24 protein-coding genes are annotated in these 19,769 nt (G+C 63.2%); 13 read left to right on the forward strand and 11 right to left on the reverse strand.

All coding sequences use genetic code 11. The annotated features are described in order from the left end of the window. The first annotated feature begins 12 nt into the window (after positions 1-12). The 5 genes from sufC (at position 13) to GFY24_RS08750 (ending at position 3,904) form a co-directional block, all read left to right on the forward strand. Positions 13-783: a Fe-S cluster assembly ATPase SufC gene (gene sufC / locus GFY24_RS08730; RefSeq protein WP_153804469.1), complete on the forward strand. Its 771-nt coding sequence runs from the start codon at positions 13-15 to the stop codon at positions 781-783. 12 nt (positions 784-795) lie between these two features. Continuing rightward, a complete protein-coding gene (locus GFY24_RS08735) occupies positions 796-2,049 on the forward strand; it encodes a cysteine desulfurase (RefSeq protein WP_153804470.1) in 1,254 nt (417 codons plus the stop codon). Between the two features lie 3 nt (positions 2,050-2,052). Continuing rightward, positions 2,053-2,541, forward strand: a complete 489-nt coding sequence (gene sufU, locus GFY24_RS08740) for a Fe-S cluster assembly sulfur transfer protein SufU (protein WP_153804471.1) — start codon at positions 2,053-2,055, stop codon at positions 2,539-2,541. Next, the gene (locus tag GFY24_RS08745; RefSeq protein ID WP_153804472.1) at positions 2,534-2,950 is read left to right on the forward strand and encodes a metal-sulfur cluster assembly factor; all 417 of its coding nucleotides are present in this window, start codon (positions 2,534-2,536) and stop codon (positions 2,948-2,950) included. The genes sufU and GFY24_RS08745 overlap by 8 nt, the downstream gene beginning before the upstream one ends. 102 nt (positions 2,951-3,052) lie before the next feature. Further along, positions 3,053-3,904: an alpha/beta fold hydrolase gene (locus GFY24_RS08750; protein ID WP_153804473.1), complete on the forward strand. Its 852-nt coding sequence runs from the start codon at positions 3,053-3,055 to the stop codon at positions 3,902-3,904. A 32-nt stretch (positions 3,905-3,936) separates the two neighbouring features. Here GFY24_RS08750 and GFY24_RS08755 read toward each other — a convergent pair whose 3' ends face one another. Genes GFY24_RS08755 through GFY24_RS08770 form a run of 4 tightly spaced genes read right to left on the reverse strand, consistent with a single transcriptional unit; the run spans position 3,937 to position 7,486 of the window. Beyond that, complete coding sequence (locus tag GFY24_RS08755) at positions 3,937-4,356, reverse strand: hypothetical protein (protein WP_153804474.1); 420 nt, start codon at positions 4,354-4,356, stop codon at positions 3,937-3,939. Between the two features lie 39 nt (positions 4,357-4,395). Further along, positions 4,396-4,770, reverse strand: coding sequence for a hypothetical protein (locus GFY24_RS08760; RefSeq protein ID WP_153804475.1), 375 nt, complete (start codon positions 4,768-4,770; stop codon positions 4,396-4,398). Further along, positions 4,767-7,181, reverse strand: coding sequence for a WXG100 family type VII secretion target (locus GFY24_RS08765; RefSeq protein WP_153804476.1), 2,415 nt, complete (start codon positions 7,179-7,181; stop codon positions 4,767-4,769). Before GFY24_RS08765 ends, GFY24_RS08760 begins: the two co-directional genes overlap by 4 nt. Further along, positions 7,181-7,486: a type VII secretion target gene (locus GFY24_RS08770; RefSeq protein ID WP_153804477.1), complete on the reverse strand. Its 306-nt coding sequence runs from the start codon at positions 7,484-7,486 to the stop codon at positions 7,181-7,183. Before GFY24_RS08770 ends, GFY24_RS08765 begins: the two co-directional genes overlap by 1 nt. 140 nt (positions 7,487-7,626) lie before the next feature. On the opposite strand from GFY24_RS08770, the gene GFY24_RS08775 reads away from it, so the two are divergent. Next, the gene (locus tag GFY24_RS08775) at positions 7,627-8,052 is read left to right on the forward strand and encodes a YbaB/EbfC family nucleoid-associated protein (protein WP_194852789.1); all 426 of its coding nucleotides are present in this window, start codon (positions 7,627-7,629) and stop codon (positions 8,050-8,052) included. Between the two features lie 35 nt (positions 8,053-8,087). Here GFY24_RS08775 and GFY24_RS08780 read toward each other — a convergent pair whose 3' ends face one another. Beyond that, positions 8,088-9,068, reverse strand: a complete 981-nt coding sequence (locus tag GFY24_RS08780; protein ID WP_228566108.1) for an acyl-CoA desaturase — start codon at positions 9,066-9,068, stop codon at positions 8,088-8,090. 404 nt (positions 9,069-9,472) lie between these two features. Between GFY24_RS08780 and GFY24_RS08785 the strand changes: the two genes are divergently transcribed. After that, positions 9,473-9,916, forward strand: a complete 444-nt coding sequence (locus tag GFY24_RS08785) for a hypothetical protein (protein WP_153804480.1) — start codon at positions 9,473-9,475, stop codon at positions 9,914-9,916. Here GFY24_RS08785 and GFY24_RS08790 read toward each other — a convergent pair. Together GFY24_RS08790 and GFY24_RS08795 are read right to left on the reverse strand one after the other, a co-directional pair. Continuing rightward, positions 9,894-10,328, reverse strand: a complete 435-nt coding sequence (locus GFY24_RS08790) for an SDR family NAD(P)-dependent oxidoreductase (RefSeq protein ID WP_153804481.1) — start codon at positions 10,326-10,328, stop codon at positions 9,894-9,896. The two genes, GFY24_RS08785 and GFY24_RS08790, sit on opposite strands and share 23 nt — an antisense overlap. Positions 10,329-10,386: 58 nt before the next feature. Next, positions 10,387-12,126 carry a GAF domain-containing sensor histidine kinase gene (locus GFY24_RS08795; RefSeq protein ID WP_153804482.1) on the reverse strand — a complete coding sequence of 580 codons (1,740 nt, stop codon included), beginning with the start codon at positions 12,124-12,126 and terminating at the stop codon, positions 10,387-10,389. A gap of 125 nt (positions 12,127-12,251) precedes the next feature. Between GFY24_RS08795 and GFY24_RS08800 the strand changes: the two genes are divergently transcribed. Then, the gene (locus GFY24_RS08800; RefSeq protein WP_153804483.1) at positions 12,252-12,827 is read left to right on the forward strand and encodes a hypothetical protein; all 576 of its coding nucleotides are present in this window, start codon (positions 12,252-12,254) and stop codon (positions 12,825-12,827) included. Between the two features lie 13 nt (positions 12,828-12,840). On the opposite strand, the gene GFY24_RS08805 is transcribed toward GFY24_RS08800, so the two are convergent. Beyond that, positions 12,841-13,467: a hypothetical protein gene (locus tag GFY24_RS08805; RefSeq protein WP_153804484.1), complete on the reverse strand. Its 627-nt coding sequence runs from the start codon at positions 13,465-13,467 to the stop codon at positions 12,841-12,843. 88 nt (positions 13,468-13,555) lie between these two features. Between GFY24_RS08805 and lexA the strand changes: the two genes are divergently transcribed. From lexA to GFY24_RS08820, 3 genes are all read left to right on the forward strand, one after another. Next, on the forward strand, positions 13,556-14,218 hold the full coding sequence (gene lexA / locus GFY24_RS08810) for a transcriptional repressor LexA (protein ID WP_309230626.1): 663 nt from the start codon (positions 13,556-13,558) through the stop codon (positions 14,216-14,218). A gap of 87 nt (positions 14,219-14,305) precedes the next feature. Beyond that, positions 14,306-14,761, forward strand: a complete 456-nt coding sequence (locus GFY24_RS08815; RefSeq protein ID WP_153804485.1) for a DUF4189 domain-containing protein — start codon at positions 14,306-14,308, stop codon at positions 14,759-14,761. Positions 14,762-14,895: 134 nt separating this feature from the next. Beyond that, the gene (locus tag GFY24_RS08820) at positions 14,896-15,519 is read left to right on the forward strand and encodes a hypothetical protein (protein ID WP_309230627.1); all 624 of its coding nucleotides are present in this window, start codon (positions 14,896-14,898) and stop codon (positions 15,517-15,519) included. Positions 15,520-15,628: 109 nt separating this feature from the next. On the opposite strand, the gene GFY24_RS08825 is transcribed toward GFY24_RS08820, so the two are convergent. The 3 genes from GFY24_RS08825 to GFY24_RS08835 all read right to left on the reverse strand — a co-directional run bounded on the left by GFY24_RS08825 (position 15,629) and on the right by GFY24_RS08835 (position 17,718). Next, positions 15,629-16,105, reverse strand: a complete 477-nt coding sequence (locus GFY24_RS08825; RefSeq protein WP_153804487.1) for a hypothetical protein — start codon at positions 16,103-16,105, stop codon at positions 15,629-15,631. Between the two features lie 53 nt (positions 16,106-16,158). After that, the gene (locus tag GFY24_RS08830) at positions 16,159-16,734 is read right to left on the reverse strand and encodes a GNAT family N-acetyltransferase (protein ID WP_153804488.1); all 576 of its coding nucleotides are present in this window, start codon (positions 16,732-16,734) and stop codon (positions 16,159-16,161) included. Between the two features lie 69 nt (positions 16,735-16,803). After that, positions 16,804-17,718 carry a Ku protein gene (locus GFY24_RS08835; protein WP_153804489.1) on the reverse strand — a complete coding sequence of 305 codons (915 nt, stop codon included), beginning with the start codon at positions 17,716-17,718 and terminating at the stop codon, positions 16,804-16,806. Positions 17,719-18,027: 309 nt separating this feature from the next. Here GFY24_RS08835 and GFY24_RS08840 point away from each other — a divergent pair, with 309 nt between their 5' ends. Together GFY24_RS08840 and GFY24_RS08845 are read left to right on the forward strand one after the other, a co-directional pair. Continuing rightward, a complete protein-coding gene (locus GFY24_RS08840; RefSeq protein ID WP_309230628.1) occupies positions 18,028-18,372 on the forward strand; it encodes an HIT domain-containing protein in 345 nt (114 codons plus the stop codon). A gap of 521 nt (positions 18,373-18,893) precedes the next feature. Next, positions 18,894-19,691 carry a maleylpyruvate isomerase N-terminal domain-containing protein gene (locus tag GFY24_RS08845; protein ID WP_153804490.1) on the forward strand — a complete coding sequence of 266 codons (798 nt, stop codon included), beginning with the start codon at positions 18,894-18,896 and terminating at the stop codon, positions 19,689-19,691. Positions 19,692-19,769: the final 78 nt, after the last annotated feature.

Consider the following 19,769-nt stretch of genomic DNA (forward strand, 5'->3'; position numbering starts at 1 on the left):
AATTCGAATTCGATGACCACCCTGGAAATCAAGGACCTGCACGTCGAGGTCGCCAATCCGGACGAGTCCGGTGAGCCCATCAAGATCCTCAAGGGCGTCAACCTGACCGTGCGCTCGGGCGAGACGCACGCGATCATGGGCCCCAACGGCTCCGGCAAGTCGACCCTGTCGTACGCCATCGCCGGTCACCCCAAGTACACGGTGACCTCCGGCTCGATCACCCTCGACGGTGAAGACGTGCTGGCGATGACCGTCGACGAGCGTGCGCGTGCGGGCCTGTTCCTGGCCATGCAGTACCCGGTCGAGGTTCCGGGTGTCTCGGTCTCGAACTTCCTGCGCACCGCCGCCACCGCCGTCCGCGGCGAGGCGCCCAAGCTGCGCACCTGGGTCAAGGAGCTCAAGGAGTCCATGGCCGAGCTGGAGATCGAGCCGGCCTTCGTCGAGCGCTCGGTGAACGAGGGCTTCTCCGGTGGTGAGAAGAAGCGTCAGGAGATCCTGCAGCTGGGTCTGCTCAAGCCGAAGATCGCCATCCTGGACGAGACCGACTCCGGTCTGGACGTCGATGCGCTGCGCATCGTCTCCGAGGGTGTGAACAAGTACAAGGGGCGGGAGGACGGCGGCATTCTGCTGATCACCCACTACACCCGCATCCTGCGCTACATCGAGCCCGATTTCGTGCACGTGTTCGTGAACGGCCGCATTGTCGCCGAGGGTGGCAAGGAGCTGGCCGAGGAACTCGATGCGAATGGCTACGTGCGCTTTACGTCCGCTGCTGCTGTTTAGGAGCCATTGCTCATGACCACTACGGTGCCCGCCTTGGATGTCGCCCGGATCCGGGCCGACTTCCCGATCCTCAGCCGCACGGTGCGCGATGGAAAACCCCTGGTCTATCTCGACTCGGGTGCCACCTCGCAGCGGCCGACGGAGGTGCTGGATGCTGAACACAACTTCCTGATCCAGCACAATGCGGCGGTGCACCGTGGTGCTCACCAGTTGGCCGAAGAGGCAACGGACGCTTACGAAGACGCGCGTGCGGATATCGCGCGGTTCGTCGGCGTGGATGCCCGCGAGATCGTGTTCACCAAGAACGCGACCGAATCGCTGAACCTGGTGACCTACTCGTTCTCCGACTCGCGGTTCCCGTATCACGTGGGACCGGGTGACGAGATCGTGGTCACCGAGCTCGAGCATCACGCGAATCTCGTTCCGTGGCAGGAGCTTGCGCGCCGCACGGGTGCGACGCTGAAGTGGTACGGCATCACCGATGACGGGCGTATCGACCTCGATTCGCTCGAATTGTCGCCTGCCACCAAGGTTGTCGCGTTCACGCATCAGTCGAATGTGACCGGTGCGATCGCCGATGTGCACGAAATGGTGCGCCGGGCAAAGGAAGTCGGCGCGCTGGTCGTGCTGGACGCCTGCCAGTCGGTGCCGCATATGCCGGTGAACTTCCGTGAGCTGGGCGTGGATTTCGCCGCCTTCTCCGGTCACAAGATGCTCGGCCCTTCCGGTGTGGGCGTGCTGTACGGCCGTTACTCGCTGCTCGAGGAGACCCCGCCGTTCATCACCGGTGGTTCCATGATCGAGACCGTCACCATGGAGGCCACCACCTACGCGGCCCCGCCACAGCGGTTCGAGGCCGGTGTGCCGATGACCTCGCAGGTCGTCGGATTGGGTGCGGCCGTGCGGTATTTGGAAGCCATCGGCATGGATGCGGTTGCGGCGCACGAGCATTCGCTCGTGCAGGCGACCCTGGATGGTCTCGCCAAGATCGACGGTGTGCGTATTGTCGGCCCGACCGACAATGTGAACCGTGGTGGCGCAGTCTCTTTCGTGGTCGACGGCATCCACGCCCACGATGTGGGTCAGATCCTCGATGACGAGGGCGTCGCGATTCGCATCGGCCATCACTGCGCCTGGCCGCTCATGCGCCGGCTCGGCGTTCCGGCCACCGCGCGCGCCTCCTTCGCCGTCTACAACACCCTCGACGAGGTGGACGCACTGCTGGCCGCGGTGCGGAAGGCTCAGAGCTTCTTCGGAGTTGCATAGATCATGCGCATGGAGCAGATGTACCAGGAAGTGATCCTGGACCACTACAAGCACCCGCACCACCGCGGCCTCCGCGAGCCGTTCGGTGCGCAGGTGCATCACGTCAACCCGACCTGTGGTGACGAGATCACGCTGCGCGTACAACTGGACGACAAGGGCGATGTCACCGATGTGTCCTATGACGGCCAGGGCTGCTCGATCAGCCAGGCGTCGACCTCGGTGCTCGCCGATCAGGTCATCGGTCTTCCCGTGCAGCAGGCGCTGAAGGTGGTCGACTCGTTCAACGAGATGATCTCCAGCCGCGGCACTCTCGAAGGCGATGAGGACATGATCGGCGACGGCATCGCCTTCGCCGGCGTGTCGAAGTACCCGGCGCGGGTGAAATGCGCTCTGCTGGGCTGGATGGCGTTCAAGGACGCGGTGGTGCGGATAGCCTCCGCCGAGGTGTCCAAGCTGCCGATGTCGAACGGGGAGAAGAAGACCGATGAGTGAAACCACCGAAACCCAGGCCGATACCACCGTGGCCGACGGCGCTGTGGCGGAGAATGCCGAAACCGCCGCTCCGCAGGTCGAATTGACCGAGGAAGAGGTCAAGTTCCTCGAGGACCTCGAAGAGGCCATGCGCGATGTCGTCGACCCCGAGCTCGGCATCAATGTCGTAGACCTCGGTCTGGTCTACGGCATGACCGTCACCGACGGCATCTGCAAGCTCGATATGACCCTGACCTCCCCGGCCTGCCCTCTCACCGATGTGATCGAGGATCAGTCCCGCAACGCCCTGGTCCGCAGTGGCCTGGTCGAGGACCTGCAGATCAACTGGGTCTGGATGCCGCCGTGGGGCCCGGACAAGATCACCGACGACGGCCGCGAGCAGCTCCGCGCACTCGGCTTCACCGTCTAGCCGCACCGAGCACTTCCCGAAATCGCCCCTGCCGGAAACCGGTGGGGGCGATTTCGTTCGCGGCTTGTCGAATTCACCGGATCGGGATGGTAGGCATACCGTATGCGGCTTGACGAGTGGATTGCCGGTGGTGAGCGGACCCGGCTGGGTGGGCACGAGATCTTCCATCGGCAGGATGGTCCGGTCGATGGGCGGCCGGTGACGCTGGTGCACGGGTTTCCGACCTCATCGCACGATTGGGCTCCGATTGTCCCGGCGCTGGTCGAATCGGGTTGCCGGGTAACCACTTTCGATCTGCTCGGGTTCGGTGCCAGTGCGAAGCCGGTGGGGCATGACTATCGGATCACCGAGCAGGCGTCGATTGTCGAGGAGCTGTGGGAGCGTCTCGCCATCGAGAAAACCGCCTTGGGCGCCCATGACTACGGTGTCTCGGTGGCCCAGGAACTGTTGCACCGCAACGCAAGTCGCATCACCGCCGCAGTGTTCCTCAATGGTGGCCTGTATCCCGATCTGCACCGTCCGATCCGCATTCAGCAACTCCTGCACGGCCCTGCGGGTGCCGTCCTGCAATACCTGTCCACCGAGCGCATGTACCGCAGGTCGTTGCACGAGGTCTTCGGCCGCCCGGTGAGCGACGAAGCCCTCCACGACATGTGGCTCTCCACCACCATGAACAACGGCAAACGCGTCCAACACCGCCTGCTCCACTACATAGACGAGCGTCGCACGCATTCCGACAGTTGGCGCACGGCCTTGGAGACCTACCCCGGACCGATCCAATTCATCTGGGGCCCGGCGGATCCCGTCAGCGGCGCACACGTCTTACCCCGCCTCCGCGAACGCCTTCCCAACGCCCAATTCCTCATCCTCGACGAATCCCCACCCACCGGCCACTACCCCCAGGTCGAGAACCCCACCCCGGTCGCCGCGGCCCTGGTCGGTTTCCTCTGCTGACCTGTCCCGGTGGACGCATTGCCAATCTTCGTCTATTTCGGCGGATGTGTCGCCGCGACGGATGACTCGTGAACGGCATATTTTTCGTCCCATTCCCGCTGATAGAAATCATGCGGAATGAGGGCGAATTTTGCTTCGTCGAACGTTACCATATTATGGTTGATGACATCCATATCGGGCTGCCCATTCGAATCGAAGAATTTACGAGTCTCCCCGGCTGTATCGTTGGGATAGGTATTGAACTTCTCGAAGATTCCCGGATCGATTTTCGCATAGTCGGCAACTATGCGCGCTTGGTCCACGTACGGATTGTACGGGGGTGTGGCGGAAGGCGGTGTTGTCGTTCTGGTTGCTTGGCTGGACGATGGTCCGGTCGAGCAGGCGGCGGCCGAGAAAACCATTCCGAGCACCGCCGCGAGTATCGATATCGTCTTGACGGCGATCCGTCCCATTTCGGTCCATCCTCGCGTCGAGTTGATTCAACTTCTCCGCTAGTTGTAGCCGTGTTCGGAGTAGTACTCAGTCTGAAAATCAATTGGGACTATCGTATCCCGCGCTTGCGTGTACACATCGCGGTGCGATTGGATGACATCGGCATTGGGGTGGCCATTTGAATCAAAGAACTGAAATGATCGCCCGTTCTTATCTGCATAGTTATTGATTCTGTCAAACGTTCCGGGATGCGTTTCATTGTAGATGGCAATCATATCCGCATCCTTGTAGAGCGTATCGGGATAACTGCTGGTGGTCGTTTGCGCCGTGATGCTCGCCGGATGGGTGGAAGTATCAGTCGAACAGCCAACCAGTGCCAGGATTGCAACGAGTGTTACTCCGATGGTCGGTACAGTAGTGGCGATTCGTTTCATTTTGGTTCGTCCTCCGGGGTTATATGCGAAATCTTAGTATTTACCCACCCTTGGTTGTGGTTGAGGTTGTATGTATCCAACGGATCTCGCATTATATCGCTCAACGCCTGCTGGTACGCGTCTCGATGGTTCGTGATGACGTCGACATTTGGCTGCCCCTGAGTGTCGAAGAATTGATATGTGCGACCACGGTACTCGTAGTTGTTGAATCGGTCGAGTGTCCCCTGATGTTCCGAGTCGTAACCGCGGATAATGTTGGCATCCTGATATAGAGTATCGGAGGTGGCGGTGTTGCCGGCCGGTGTGAGATCATTGTCCCAATGAGTCGCGGTGTGGTCGATCCCGTAAATATCCGGTGAGGGTATCTGGGCTTTGATGATGGGGTCGAGTATCCACGCTGCGGTGGAGACAACGCCGCCTGCGGGGTTCTCGGAGATACCTGCACCGTTCAGAATTCCGGTGACGATGTCGGCGATCTCCAGTTTAGTGTTGTATTTGGATGTTTCGTGGTCGGCAGTGTTCTGGTGATCGGCGTCGATCAGAGCCGACAACTCGTCGTTGAGACCATTCTGCATGGCACCGGTGAGCTGGGCCTGCTGGAAGGCAGCGTAGTCTTCCCCGGCGCCGGCCTTGAAATCGAGCTGCCCGGCAAGATGTGCGGCGGCATTGTTGAAATCGGTCGCGGCCTTCGGATTGGAGTCGATTACCTTGAAAAGGTTGGATAAGTCCCCGGCCGTGTGATCAAGGCTTCCGTTGCCGTGGTGGCTGCCGGCAGTGTCGAGATTGCCGCAATAATGGTTGACGAGCAGGTCCGAATAGCTGACCCCAGCAAGGTTGGGGAGGTAGGGCTCAAGGGATTTCGCGACGGTTTGGCTGAGGTTGGGGTTGAGTTCGCCGAAGGAGGCGTGGCCGGGGGCGCCGGGTACGTCGTGGGACAAAGTGGCTTCGTTGTGAGCGATGACAGTGGCCAGCGATTGCGCTGATTCTCCTGCCCGCTGCTGTTGGAATTGATTGGAAGCGCCCGCGTCGTCACCGATGAATTCGAGCATGTTTTCCGCGCCGTGCTGGTCCGGCGACCATTGATGTTGCAGGATGTCCAGCACGTGGCTGTTGGCGTTGTAGTGGCCGCCGGGGCTACAGGTGACGTCCATGACGCCGTGGGCATTGACGAGCGCGTCGTGGACGGCGGTGTGGTCGCCCGAGGCGTCCTGAAGGAAGTTGTTCGCGAGGGTGCCGGTCATGCCCTTGATCAGGTCGGCACTCGGGTGCACAGCGGCGATTTCGGCGCCTTGTTTGATCATGGCGCGGTTGATGTCGCTGCCCTGAATCGACAAGTCGCCGTTACTCATCAGCTTGCCGAGCGCCAGCATGCTGTCCGCGTCGTGCAGCGCGTCATAGTTCGGCTGATCGGGAACGGCGATGGGAGCCACGCTGACCGCGGTGCCGGTGAGTACGGAGGGATCCTCGGTGAGTATCTTCTGAACATTCTTGGGGAGTTGTGACATTCCGCCGGTGCTCTTGCCGTCGAGGCTGTGCACCTGGGGGTTGGAGATGATGCGGAAATCGTTGGAGATTGCCGCTTTCACCTGATCGGGCCCGTTTCCGTTGAGCTTGCTGCCCAGTTGGCTGATGTCATCGCTGGACATATCGCTCATGCCCTGGGTGAAGGCCTGGAGATAAGGGTATTGGGCAAGGCCGACGGTGTCGCCGTTGTTGAGCTCCTGCTTGTCGGAATCCGACAGCGTGGTGGCCATCCGGATTCGAGCCAGGGTCGCATCGTCGGCGGTGCCGTCCTTCACTGCCGCGAGATCCTTGCGGGCCTGATCGGCCGTGAGCTGATCGAGTTGATCGGTGGTTGGCCCTTGCACCTGGGTGGTGGTCAGATTGGCAAATGCGTTGTTGACCGCGGTCATCGCTTGGTCGTCGGCGGTGCCGCAATCGGTCAGCGCGGCTTGGATCGCCTTCTGATAGTCCTGTGCCCGCGATTCCAACCCTGACTGCACGACTTGCGCGGCGTCCCCGGCAATGAGTTGGAGCATCATGAGCATGTTGGTGCTGATCTTCACCTCGCCGGTGTCACCAACGGTGAAACCCGCGCCTTCTGCGGTGGTGACCTGGTTCAGCAGTGCGGTTTTGGCGGCCTGGATCGCGGTGGCACCGTTGCGGGCGGCGGTGACACCGTTTTCCAGTGCGGTCTTGATTGTTGTTGTGTTGCCATGGATTTCGTCATGCCGGTCGCGCATCGAGTCACCGGCGGTGCCGATCCAGTAGTGGTGGGACCCGTCGACCGACCGCGCTGCCGCGTCCAGTGTGTTGCCGAGCGTCTGTGCTTTCTTGTCCCATTCGCCCGCTTGGGTATTGAGCACATCCGGATCCCACGCCTTGACCTGTGAGATGGTCGGTGTTGTCATCAGACCGACTTTTCGGCCGCACCAAATTCGTCGGCCGACACCGTATCGGTATCGACATAATCGTTGGCACCGTTGTGAGCATGGGTGTGCAGCTTGTGATAGCCGCCCGAGACCGCAGCCAAAGCCGTATCGGCGGCGGTACCCGCTGCGGCGCACGCACCCCCTACCGCTGTCGCGGTCAGGCCGGTAGAGATCTGCTCTGCCGAATCGTGACTGCTCATTCCTCCAACGGTCTGTGCGGCGTCTTTGAATCCGGATGCCAACGCACGCACGCGTTCCGGATCGACTTCTACGCGTCCACCCATGTTCCCAGCCCCCTCTCACCGGCAGCGAGCGCCGATATCCGTGATACTTCAAACTAGTTGCGAATGCTTCGCAATGCCAACGAGACACGATGCGGCCCTTACGAAATCGCTACGGACCGAATGAGCAGGGGGCTCCAACCATGACCGATCACGGGAGCGCGCGCACCCGTTCTTTGCTGGACACGATCGCCGAGGACACCGAACGCCTGCAAACGGCGATTACAAGTCGCACCACCACCGCGACCTCCGCGGACGGCTGGATCACCGTCGAGGTGAGCGCCGATGGCACAGTGCACAACTGCCGAATCGCCAACGCCGACGAACACACCAATCAATTGGTCGCCGAACTTCTCGAGCTGATCGGACAGGCCCGCACCACCGCGCAGCAGACCATCCGCGCCGAACTCGAAGCGGTCGCCGACAATGACGACGTGCGAGCCATTCGCGACGCCACCCGCGATGCCCTCGCCCGAACTACCACCACACCACCACCGCTCACACCCAGTGACGACTCCTGGGATGACGACTACGAATACCTCGGCAAATCCCGCATAGCCGCCGACTGACCGGATCTGGTGGCGGTGTACTCGCGTCGGTCGTGTCAGCGATTGCGTTGTGGCACTTCGGCATCCGGTTGTCGATCTGGTTTGCGCAGGGGAGCGCCGACGTGATGCAAGTGCGTCAGCGCTTCGCGGTAGGACGAGATCAGCCCGGTTTCGTAATAGGGCACACCGATTTCGGCGCAGTAGTCGCGGACGATCAGCCGGGCGTGACGCAGGTTCGGCGTCGGCATGCTCGGGAACAAATGGTGTTCGATCTGATAGTTGAGCCCGCCGAGGGCGAGGTCGGTCAATGCACCACCCCGCACGTTGCGGGAGGTCAGGACCTGGCGGCGGAGGTAGTCGGGGCGGTCGTCGGCGGTCAAGGTCGGCATGCCCTTGTGATTCGGGGCGAAGATGCAGCCCATGTACAGGCCGAACAGACCCTGGTGGACAGCGATGAAGGCGAAGGCTTTGTCGGCGGGCAACACCGCGAACAGTGCGGTCAGGTAGATGGCGAAGTGCCCGAACAACAGTGCGCCCTCCCATCCACGGTGTTTGACCGATCGATTCCTGAGCGCACGAACACCGGCCACATGAAGGTTCAGCCCCTCCAACAACAGCAGCGGAAAGAACAGGAACGCCTGCGCCCGCCCGATGAACCGAGCCAACCCGCGGCTGGACCGCGCCTGCCGTTGTGACCAGACCAGAATGTCCGGCGCGACATCAGGATCGAGCTCCTCATGATTCGGGTTGGCGTGATGCCGAGTGTGCTTGTCCTGCCACCACCCGTAACCCAACCCGATCCCGGCATTGCCGACGATCCGTCCCACCAGCTCTGTCGGCTGCCGCAACCGAAAGACCTGCCGGTGCGCGACATCATGCATAACAAGCGCGACCTGCGCGAACGTCACCGCCATAAACCCGGCGACGAGCAGCGTCCACCACGAATCGCCGATGAAAACAAATGCCGCCCAACCGGTTACGAACGCCACCCCGACAAGACTGAGCCGCACGGCGTAGTAGCCGGGCCGCCGATTCATCAGCCCCGCCTCGGAGATCCGCCGTAAAAGACGGGCGTAATCACCGTCGGCACCGAGCCGAGGTGACCGTGGAGATGACTCGGGAACCAAGCCGGATGTCGTCATACCCCGAAGCTATCGGCCGAATTCTCGTTGCCTGTAATCCCTTGGTATGACATGGAATAGCACCACGGAGTGATATCGCCCGTCCACCGAGGACCAACGTGGGCACCGAGAGATCAACAGCCTGCCGTCCCGTGCCGCCGGGATCAAACCCTTACGTCAGTCTTCAACCGGCCGCGTACCGTGCTGGCGAGTAGGAGAAGCGTTGTGGCTGTGCGGCTCTGGGTGTTGGATCGATATGGCAATGATGGTGTGCGCAGCCGGATTCCGACATTGAGTCGTCTACGCGGTGGGATGGTCGAATGGGAATGGTTGAGGGGTTGTGGGCGGCCGGGCAGATGCCGGGTTGTGACGGGCTGTACCGGTCCGACGACACCGGCTTGGAGTTGTATGTCGATGGTCCGGGGGAGTATCACCCGGATGCCGGGCAGCCGATTCCCTTCGAAATCGGGGAACCGTTCGATGTGGGCGAGGCCATTGCGGAGTGCGGCGGCGAACATGTGAGTACTGATTTCGAGAGCCCGCTGCCGGACGGTTCGGGGCTGATGTCGGGCGGAGGCGCTTGGCGGATGGGCAATTTCGGGTACTTGGCACGTCTCAACTCCGACGGCTCGCTGCGATGGGTTGCCGTCATGTATCTATCCAACCCGTTCACCGGAGTGCGTTACCAGGGCATGACCGCAGTTTTCACCAACGACTGGCGGAATCGGTTGACGCTCGACCTTACGAGCCCTGCTCTTCGCTGACCCGCGGGTACCGAGCGAGCCAGTCCTCGAATTCGGTGGCGATGATGCGTTCGTTGTGGACGCCTGCGGCGGCGTCGGAGGCGAGCCAGGTGATGGGTGGGCCCATGATGGCCGGATCGAGTAGGCGGGCACGGACTTCGGCATTGTTCACCAGCAGATCGATGCCGCCGAATCGCCGCTGGACCTCCTCGACCAGCCTCGCCACCGAATCCTCTTCTCGCACATCCGATGCCAGTCCCACCACATTCGGACCCAGCTCCCGCGCGGTCTGCTCGGCTCGTTCGGTACTCCTGCTGGTCACCGCGACCATTGCCCCCGCCTCGGCGAGTGCGGCCGCCATGGTCCGTCCGAGGCCGCTTGTCGCACCGGTGATCACGGCTCTCGTACCGTGCAATGACTCGATAGAACTCATGGCATTCAAACTAAGTTTTGGAGTGCACTCCAGGTCAACCCCGAAGTGGTCAGCTCAGTTACGGCAGCGGCGCGCTCCACCGTAATTGTGTTCCGCCGGCCGCGTGTGGCCCGACGGCGAAGGTGCCGTCCGCGCGCTGGGCGCGAATCTGAAGATTCGCCAGACCGCTGCGACGGCTGGAGTTCACATCGAAACCCGCACCGTCATCGGTGATTTCGACGGTGACGCTGTCGGCGATGGTGAGGCTGATCGAGATCGTGCGGGCTCCGGAGTGCCGGACCACATTGCTCAGTGCTTCGCGCAGCACCGATTCCACATCCTCGGCCAGCGCCGGCGGGATGACGGAGAGTGGCCCGGCGACGTGCACGGTGGTGCGCAGACCGGTTTCGGAGGTCATTTCCGAGACCAGATCGTGCAGTCGCTGGTGCAGGCGTGGTGCACCCGGTTCCGGTTCGTGTAGATCGAATATCGACTGCCGGATGTCCTGCACGATGGACTGCAGGTCATCGAGGCTGCTGGCCAGGCGATTTCGGATCTCGGGGGAGCGGATGCGCTGTGCGGTGCCTTCCAGCATGAGGCCGGTGGCGAAGAGTCGCTGAATTACGCGGTCGTGCAGGTTCCGGGCGATGCGATCGCGGTCGGAGAGCACGTCGAGTTCGCGCATCCGGTATTGGGTGTCCGCCAATCGCAGTGCCAGCGCGGCCTGGCCGGCGAATACCGCCATCATCGCCTGGGTGGAGGCGTCGAATTCCGGGGTGCCCGGCGCGCGTAATACGGCGAGTACGCCGAGCATCTGTTTGCGGGCCTGCAGGGGCAGTAATAGTACGGGCCCGAATTGCGGTGCGAGTTCCGGAAACGGATTGAATACCAGCCCTTCGGTAATGACCGGTTCGGCACTGCGGAAAACACTGCCGGTATGTGAGCCGTCGACCGGAATGCGGCGTGCGATAAGGGCTTCGGCGGTCGCGCCCGCTCCGGCGGACACGATCAGTTCGGTCACCTCCTGGTCGGGTAATTCCAGATCTTCGGGCAGGGCGAGAAACGCGCAGATCGAATCGGTGAGCGTCAGTGCCCGGGCCGCGATCAGTTCGAGCACCTCACCGGGTTCGCCGCCGCCGAGCAGTTCGGTGGCGACATCGCGGATGGACTCCAGCCAGGTCTGGCGCAGCCGCGATTCCTCGTAGAGCCGCGCGTTCTCCACGGCGATACCGGCCGCGGCGGCGAGTGCGCGCACCACCACCTCATCGTCCTCGGTGAACTCCAGCCCGCCGGCCTTCTCGGTCAGGTACAGGCTGCCGAACACCTCCTCGCGGACCTTGACCGGGACGCCGAGAAATGTCCGCATCGGCGGATGGTGTTCGGGGAAGCCGATCGAGGCTGGATGCTTCGAAAGATCGGACAGCCGTATCGGTTTGGGCTGTTCGATGAGCAGCCCGAGCACCCCGCCGCCGTGCGGTAGATCGCCGATCAGTACCCGGGTGCGGTCGTCGATGCCCTCGTAGACGAATTCGGAGAGCGGGTTGGTGCTGGTTCGCGTCTCCCGCACGCCGAGCGCGCCGTAGCGGGCGTCGACGAGTTCGATGGCGGTGTGCACGATCGAGCGCAGCGTATCGTCCAGATCCAGGCCGGCCGTAATGATCAGCATCGCGCCGATGAGCCGATCCATCCGATCGTGCACATCCACGAGCTGGGCGATGCGGTCCTGCACTCCCGCGAGTAGCTCGCGTAATCGCAACTGGGACAGTGCCTCGACGACCGGCGTGCGGTCACCACCATCTGCTTCGAGGCCAACGGGCATGCGGCATATTTTCCTCGGCCGGGCCGACTCATGTTGGCAACTGAAGAATTGCCACAGGTTCTTCGGGCCGGGGCGCGTCGACGCCGGGACTGTTAGGGTGTGCCGGTCGTATCGGAAGGGGAGCCTTGTCGTACATCGTGAGCCCGTATGCCGTTGACCTGGACGGGATTCGGCTGGTCGGGTCCTATGGGCAGGAGTTCGTCGACGCCGTGGTGCGGTCTTCACCGCAGCAGGTGCTCGACCGCCTCGACGAGGCCGAGGAACTGGGGTTGACACCGCGCGATGTGATGCGCCAGCTGCTGGCGGGCGAACCGATGGATCCGGAGTTCGGTCCCACCTACGGGCATGCGCTCGAGGTGCTGTGCCATCACGCCGGGACGCTGCTCGACAATGCGCACTGGGCGGGAATGCGATTCCGGTACTTCTCGATGGTGGAGCAGGCGCTCGCCGATATCGGGGTCGACTTCGATCCGACCGAGTTGGTGCTCGGCGGCGCACCCATCGAGCTGCCGCCGATCGACGATTTTCCCAGCATCGGATTCGTGGAGCATCACCGAATCGATGCCATGGCAGACACTTTGAACGCGGTCCGGCTCGATCGCCTCACCGATGACGCTATTCGCGGCTCGGTGGCGGAGATGCGCGAATGGGCGCGTACCTGCCAGGCCGAGGGTGTCGGCCTGGTGTGCTTCTACTACTGAATCCGCCTGCGATTCAGGGGCGTTTGGTCCAGAAGAGTTTGTCGAGGTGCTCGCGGCGGTCGTCGGCCCAATCCCAGATGTAGTCGGCGATGCGCAGCGGATTGTCGAGGGTGGTGCTGAACATGTGGCCGCCCTCGCGGTACTCCAGCAGGTAGGCGTCGGCGGTCTGGCGGTAGGTCTGGATGAAGGTGTCCGGATCGCCGGGCTCCTGCACGATCAGGAACGGGGTGCGGGCGATGGCCGCCAATTCCGGTATCCAGGAGTGCAGTTGGCGTTCGGTGAGCACATTGAAGTAGCGCTGGCCGCCGACGTTCACCCGCATCCGCCGCATTTCCGGCGTGTCGAGGCTGCCGTCGCGCGAATCGTAGAGCGCGAATTCTGTTCCGGCGATGAGCTCTTCGATCCACAGCAGCGCGCGCCAGGCCGCGTGTTCGGGCACGGTGACCCGCACGCAGTCGCCCACCGCCGCCAGGGTTATACGCCCGTTCCACACCGGTATCTCGGTATTCCACCGCCACAGCCCCGCCAGCACCGGTCCCAGGCTTACCGCCGGGATACCGTCGCTGGCGGCGACATACTGTTCGACCTCAGCGGCCGAAGCAACGGAATCTGCCGGTAGCACGACGAATTCGCAACTCACCCGACCAACCTAATCCACCGCGGCGACACACGCGGACCGTTGGCCGCAGTCGGCGAGCAACCGCCCCGCCGCACCGTACGATGCCCGGGTGACCGGATACGACGACTTCGACGGGTTCGCCCACCTCGACACCTCCACCCTGCCGCCCCGCCAGCAGCAGATTCTGTGCACGATCCGCGATTGGGTGCAGCGGCACGGGTATTCGCCCAGCAGCCGCGAGATCGGTGACGCGGTCGGGCTCAAATCCGGTTCGTCGGTTTCCAAACACTTGAAGGCGCTGGAGGATCGCGGATTCCTGTCCCGCGGCGAATCGGTCACCCGGCCGATGGATGTGCGGCTGTTCCTGGCCGCCGCCGCGCCGCGGGAGCAGTCCGGCGATTCGGTGCCGGTGCCGGTGGTCGGCGATATCGCGGCCGGTACGCCGATTCTGGCCGAACAGCACACCGACGATGTGTTGTCGCTGCCGCGCGAATTGGTCGGGCGCGGGACGGTCTTCGGGCTGCGCGTGCGCGGTGATTCGATGATCGACGCGGCAATCTGCGATGGCGATATCGTGGTGATCCGGCAGGAGACCGAGGCGCACTCGGGTGAAATCGTGGCCGCGATGATCGATGGTGAAGCCACCGTGAAGGTCTATCGCAGGCGCAACGGCCATGTGTATCTGGAACCGCGCAACCCCGCCTACGACGTGATCGATGGCGACCAGGCCGTGGTGCTCGGAAAAGTTGTCTCGGTTATGCGCCGGATGTGATTGCGTCCGATAAGACTGGATTGGACATTGCGAGGTCGCTCGGCAAGGATTCGACCCGTTCCAACAATTCATCACGGGGAGTATCGAATGTCGTTGCTGCGCAAGGCCGGAATGGGCCTCGCCATCACCTCGATGGCCGCGATGGGCATCATGGCCGCCGGTCCCGCCAACGCGGCGGAAGACCAGCCGGGATTCACGGCCACCTCCGGTGACCTGTACGGCGCCCTGGCGCTGTCGCGGAGCACCGGAAATGTCGCATATGCGGTCAACTATGGCAGTTGGGGCGGCGCGGACAGTGCGGCCGTCAGCAAGTGCGGTGGCGGCGACTGTGAGGTCGTCGTGCACTTCGCGAACGCGTGCGGCGCTGTCGCACAGGGCGCCGATACCCGCTTCGGCTGGGCGTGGGCGGCCACCAAGGTCGACGCGGAGAAGGGTGCCATCGACGTGCTGGGCAACAGCGCGCCGACGTTCCCGGATGTCGGTTCCGCCTCGCCGCGTTCGGCCAAGGTGATCCTGTCGGCGTGCACCGATAACGCACGCTGACTCGGGCGAGACGCGCTGATCCAGCGCGAATATCAACTGTGCGTCGTGCCGGATTTATCCGGTACGACGCACTTTTGTTTGGCCGGACGCCCATTTCCCAGCAGCACACCCACTCCGCCGGAGATGATTTCGAGGTGGACGACATCACCTACGAAGACACTCGGTTCGCCCTGCACGCGGCGGCGGAACTGCTCATCGCGGGTCCGCAGTATCGCCGGTTCGGCAGCATTCGAATGCGAATCGTCCTGGGCGGGTTCATCGGTATCAAATGGCCGGTGTCCGTGACCGGCACGGATCTGGTCTGGCCGCAGGGCCGCATCCGATTACAGGGCACCTACAGCGACCTGGCCATAGCCGCCGGTTTCGAGGCCGATGGTCCGCCGGACGGGCTGTACTCCGAGGGCACCGGCATGGATCCGGACGAGCCCTTCACCGTGGATACCGAGGCGGCGGGTTCGGTGCACGACTGGTTCGCGTTGGGGGACACCGCATTACGCCGCTTCGCCACCGAGCCGCCGGTGCTGTGGCCGGAGCGTTTCGACCTGTCGGTCGCGGTAGGCGAGGTGAATTACGGTGTCTCGCCGGGGGATTGGGAGAACCCGCAACCGTACGCGTATGTCGGACCGTGGACGCGCCGGCGTGGCGAGTTCTGGAACGCGCCGTTCGGTGCGAAGCGTTCGCGCGCGGAGGTCTCGACCGTCGGCAGCCTGCTGGAATTCTTCCGGGAGGGGCAGGTGCGAGCAGCCGCGGACGCTTAGCCGCCGCGGACGCCGATCCGTGCGGAGAAACTCGCGCCCGGACAGGATCAGTGCGGTGATACTCGCGCCCGGATGGGATCGGTGCGGTGATACTCGCGCGCTGATGGGATCAGTGCGTGGGTAGTCGGTCCGTATTGCCTTCGGCCAGTGCGGTTTCCACGTGGGTGATGCCCGCTCGGACGCCACCGTCGAACGCGCCCTCGCCGAGTGCGGCGAGGCGCTCCCGGGCGGCGTCGAGCTGCTGGTGCGCGGAGTCGAACGCTCCCAGTCGGCGGAGGTTATCGGCGAGATTCAGGTGCAGGGACGGGTAGAAGCCCCGCACATCCAGTGACTCGTGCTCCTGCTTGGCACGCTCGTCGGTGAGTGCCTGCGCGGCATCCAGCGCCCGGACATCCCAGATGAGCGCATCCGCCGCATGATCGTATAGATCGGCGATGTAATGCGCGATGGTGACGCGATGCAGCGGATCACCGTCCACACCAACGGAATTCCATAGCGTGGCGAGGTCCGCGCGTGCCTGTCCGGGGTTTCCCTGCCGCCCAACGGTTACGGCGGCAGTGATCGCGGTCATCGTGGCATCGGTCATGTCGCACACGATAGAGAAAGGGTCCGACAACTTTTCGTCATCGGACCCTGGGATTAGCGGGTGATGCGGGGACGTCCGCCCTCACCGGCTATGCGGCCCTTGCGAATCAGCTCCCGCTTGGTGCCCGGTGTCAGCGTGATCTGGTCGCTGTCGGTCGTGTCGGCGGCCTCATCGCTGACCGGGGCCGGATTCGGCCGCACGAACAGCGTGACGGTGGTGCCTTCGCTGAATCCGTTGCGCTTCATCAGCGACGCGGACGCGGTGTTGTGGATCTCCACGTCGGTGACAATCCGGCGCGCCCCGCTCTGGAACAGCATGTCGCAGCAGGCGGACATGAGCCGCCCGGCGATTCCGTGCCCCTGCATATCCGGTGCGACCGCGATCCACTCCAGGTATCCCCAGTCATCGCGCAGTTCGAACTCCATCGATCCGAGCACGAATCCCACCACCCGGTCCGAATCCACCGCGACCCAGCAGGAGCGGCTGGGGCTGTCCAGATGCTCGGCCACCGAGGTGAGCGACCAGGACGTGTACGGCTTGGTGGAGGTGTCGAATACCTCGTAGCCCAGATCCAGGACCTGGCGCAGGTGTCCGAGTCCCATGGGGACGATGGCTATAGCGGGTTCCATACCGGACAGTTTGCCAGTTAGCTGCCGTTCTCACCGGCTTCGGCCGAGAATCCGGTCAACCTGCTGGTCTCAAGCGCCCTTGCGAGTTTGCTTGGCGGGAGCCTTCTTCGCGGCCTTCTTGGCTGTCTTCTTCGCGGGGGTGGCCGCCTGTGCTGCTTCGGCGGTCTGCTTCGGTGCAGCGGCCGGAGCCTTCGATGCGCCTCGCCCGGACGCTTCCAAACTCCGTTGCAGGGCCGCGACCAGGTCCACCACCTCGGCATCCATCTGCGGCGCGGCCGCCTCGGGAGCCCGGGTGACCTTGCCGCTGCCGCTGGCAATGGCCTCGTCGAGGAGCTTCTTCAATTCGATCTGGTACTCGTCCACATACTGAGTGGGATCGAAGTCGTCGGAGAGTGTACCCACCAGCGTCTCGGCCATCTGTAGTTCCTGTGGCCGCGGCTCGGATACCCCGTCGAGCTTGTCGAAGGCGACCGCCCGCACCTCATCCGGCCAGAGCATGGTCTGCAGGACCAGCACCCCGTCCCGTACGCGCAGCGCACCGAGGCGGGTCTTCTGCCTCAACGTGAAGTGCACCAGTGCGATCCGGTCGGTCTGTTCAAGTGTTTTCGCCAGCAGCACATAGGCTTTCGGCGTAGTCGAATCGGGTTCCAGAAAGTAACTCTTGTCGAAAAATATCGGGTCGATCTGTTCGGCCGGCACGAACTGCAATACCGGAATCTCATGCTTCTCGGCAGCGGGCAGTTTGCTGAAATCCTCATCCGTGAGAATCACCCGATCCCCATCCGGCGATTCATATGCCTTGTCGATATCGGCATACTGCACCGGCTGCCCATCCACCGTGCACACCCGCTCATACCGGATCCGCCCACCATCCGCGGCATGCACCTGATGGAACTTGATGTCATGGTCCTCCGTGGCGGTATAAACCTTCACGGGAACATTGACCAACCCGAACGCGATGGAGCCCTTCCAAATGGACCGCATGATCCCGATCGTACTTCGGACCAGACTTTCCGGTCGGTAATGACCACCCAACCTGCGGTGTATTCGTCGAAGTGGCGGCGGGCGCTCTCGATACGGCCGAGATATCGGTGCGCCCAGTCGCACATACCGTCGATGGCCATCCGTAAATGCAGTCGCCGGCCAGCCGCGCCTCGGAACGGTTGAATGCGCTATCACAGCCGCATACCGGACTGATCGAGACGGTCATGTCCACGAGCGAGTTGGCATCGAGAGTCGTTGTCGCGCAGCCTCACCGAAGACTTCTGGTGCGGATCTCCCTACTGTGGAGGTGTGATCGAACCGGATTGGTACTGCACCGAGGTGATCCCGCGCCTGATCGATGTCGACGTCGTGGTCGAGACCGACCACGTGCTCGCCTTCCGTCCACCGATTCCGGGATTCGGTACCGAGCATGTGATCGTGGTGCCGAAGGAGCACGTCCGCTTCTTGCTGGAGCTGGAACCGGATCTCGGGGCTCAGCTGCTGACAGTCGTACAAGAGGTCGCCGAGCAAGTTGTTGCCGAGTATGGGGGTTGTCAGGTACTGACGAACCTCGGCGACGAGCAGCACAATCGGCATCTTCACCTACACGTCGCAGCCGGTGCGGGCTTGGCACGGTTCATATCTCCCCGCTGATTCGGCGAGAGCTGCCGCCATCCGCTATGCCACCTATCGCGGTGATCGAACCTCGCGGGGCCTGATCGTGGGTCGGCGGCGAGCCGGACGTGCCACCTGGGAGATCACTGATCGCGGCCGCAGGACACTCGCCACTCGCGGGCGGTATTACCGATAGCCCGAATTACCTTGGACCGAGGTGGTTTCATGTCAGCGCTCGCTCATATCATCCTGGTCGTACTGTCTTGGATCGTCGTCGTATCGGTCGCCTGGTGGGGCCTCGCCGACCCCCGGCCGGATCCGTCCCCGAACGAGTTGCCACTCATCGCAAATGACCACCCATTCCGCCGCGTCCCGCTTCGCAACCTCCACCGTCTACAACGGCAGGCATCGCGCCTGAGCTCTGGCTCAGGACGGCCAACCGGTCCCGCTGTTCGGTTCGTTGGGCCGGCCGAGTGGGGTGGCCAGGTCATCCACCGAGCGAATCGAATGCTTCGCGTCTCGGCCGGGTGCGCCTACGGTCATCTGGCACAGTCATACCCATGACTGTGAGTCGAGCCGGTTCATTGGCGGCACTGCGGGCCGAGCGGAGCACTGTGCTCGAGTTCTGCACCGGTCTGGAGCCCCGGGAGTGGGCCGCGCCGAGTGCGGCGGCGGGGTGGAGTGTGCAGGACGTTGTGGTGCATATGACCGCGGGGGTGCGGGCGGTGATCACTCCGTCGGCGGTGCGGTCGATGGCGTCGCGGCAGATCGAGCGGACCAATGATGCTGTGGTGGCCGAAAGTGGTTCGCTCACACCGGAACAGGCGCTGGCGGGATTCGAGGTTTGGAGTGCTCGGGGGATTGTGGGGCTGACGGCCGCGACGGTTCCGGGTATCGCGAGCCTGCGACTGCGGGTCGGTGAGCTCGGCTGGCATCCGCTGCGGATCTTTCCCGCCCTGTACCTGTTCGACTGGCACACGCACCTGCGGCACGACATCGCGCCCGCGCTCGGGCGCCCGGCTCCTGCGACCGATGCGGGGCGGATGTCGGCGATTCTGGGGTGGTTGACGGCGTTACTGGAACAGTCGCATCGCACGCAATTGGGATGGCTGGACGCGCCCGTGGCAATCACCCTGAGCGGCCCCGGCGGGGGAACTTGGCGGATTGAACCCGCTCCGCGAAATCGATTGCGGGTCAACCCCGGAACCGCGTCAGACTCAGCTGCTCACATCCACGCTCAGGCGCTGGAATTCCCGGTCTGGGCGACCACCCGCCGCGGCTGGCGGGACTGCGATGTGGTCATCGAGGGCGATGCCGAGTTGGGCGCGCGGTTCCTGGACTCGATCAATCTGGTGTGAGCCGTGGTCGGTTTGCGCTGGAGTGTGCCCCATCCAACGTGCTTGTGCCGGAACGACTTTGCTCGGATGGGTTGGGGG

Source organism: Nocardia sp. SYP-A9097 (assembly GCF_009649815.1).
GTDB lineage: Bacteria > Actinomycetota > Actinomycetes > Mycobacteriales > Mycobacteriaceae > Nocardia.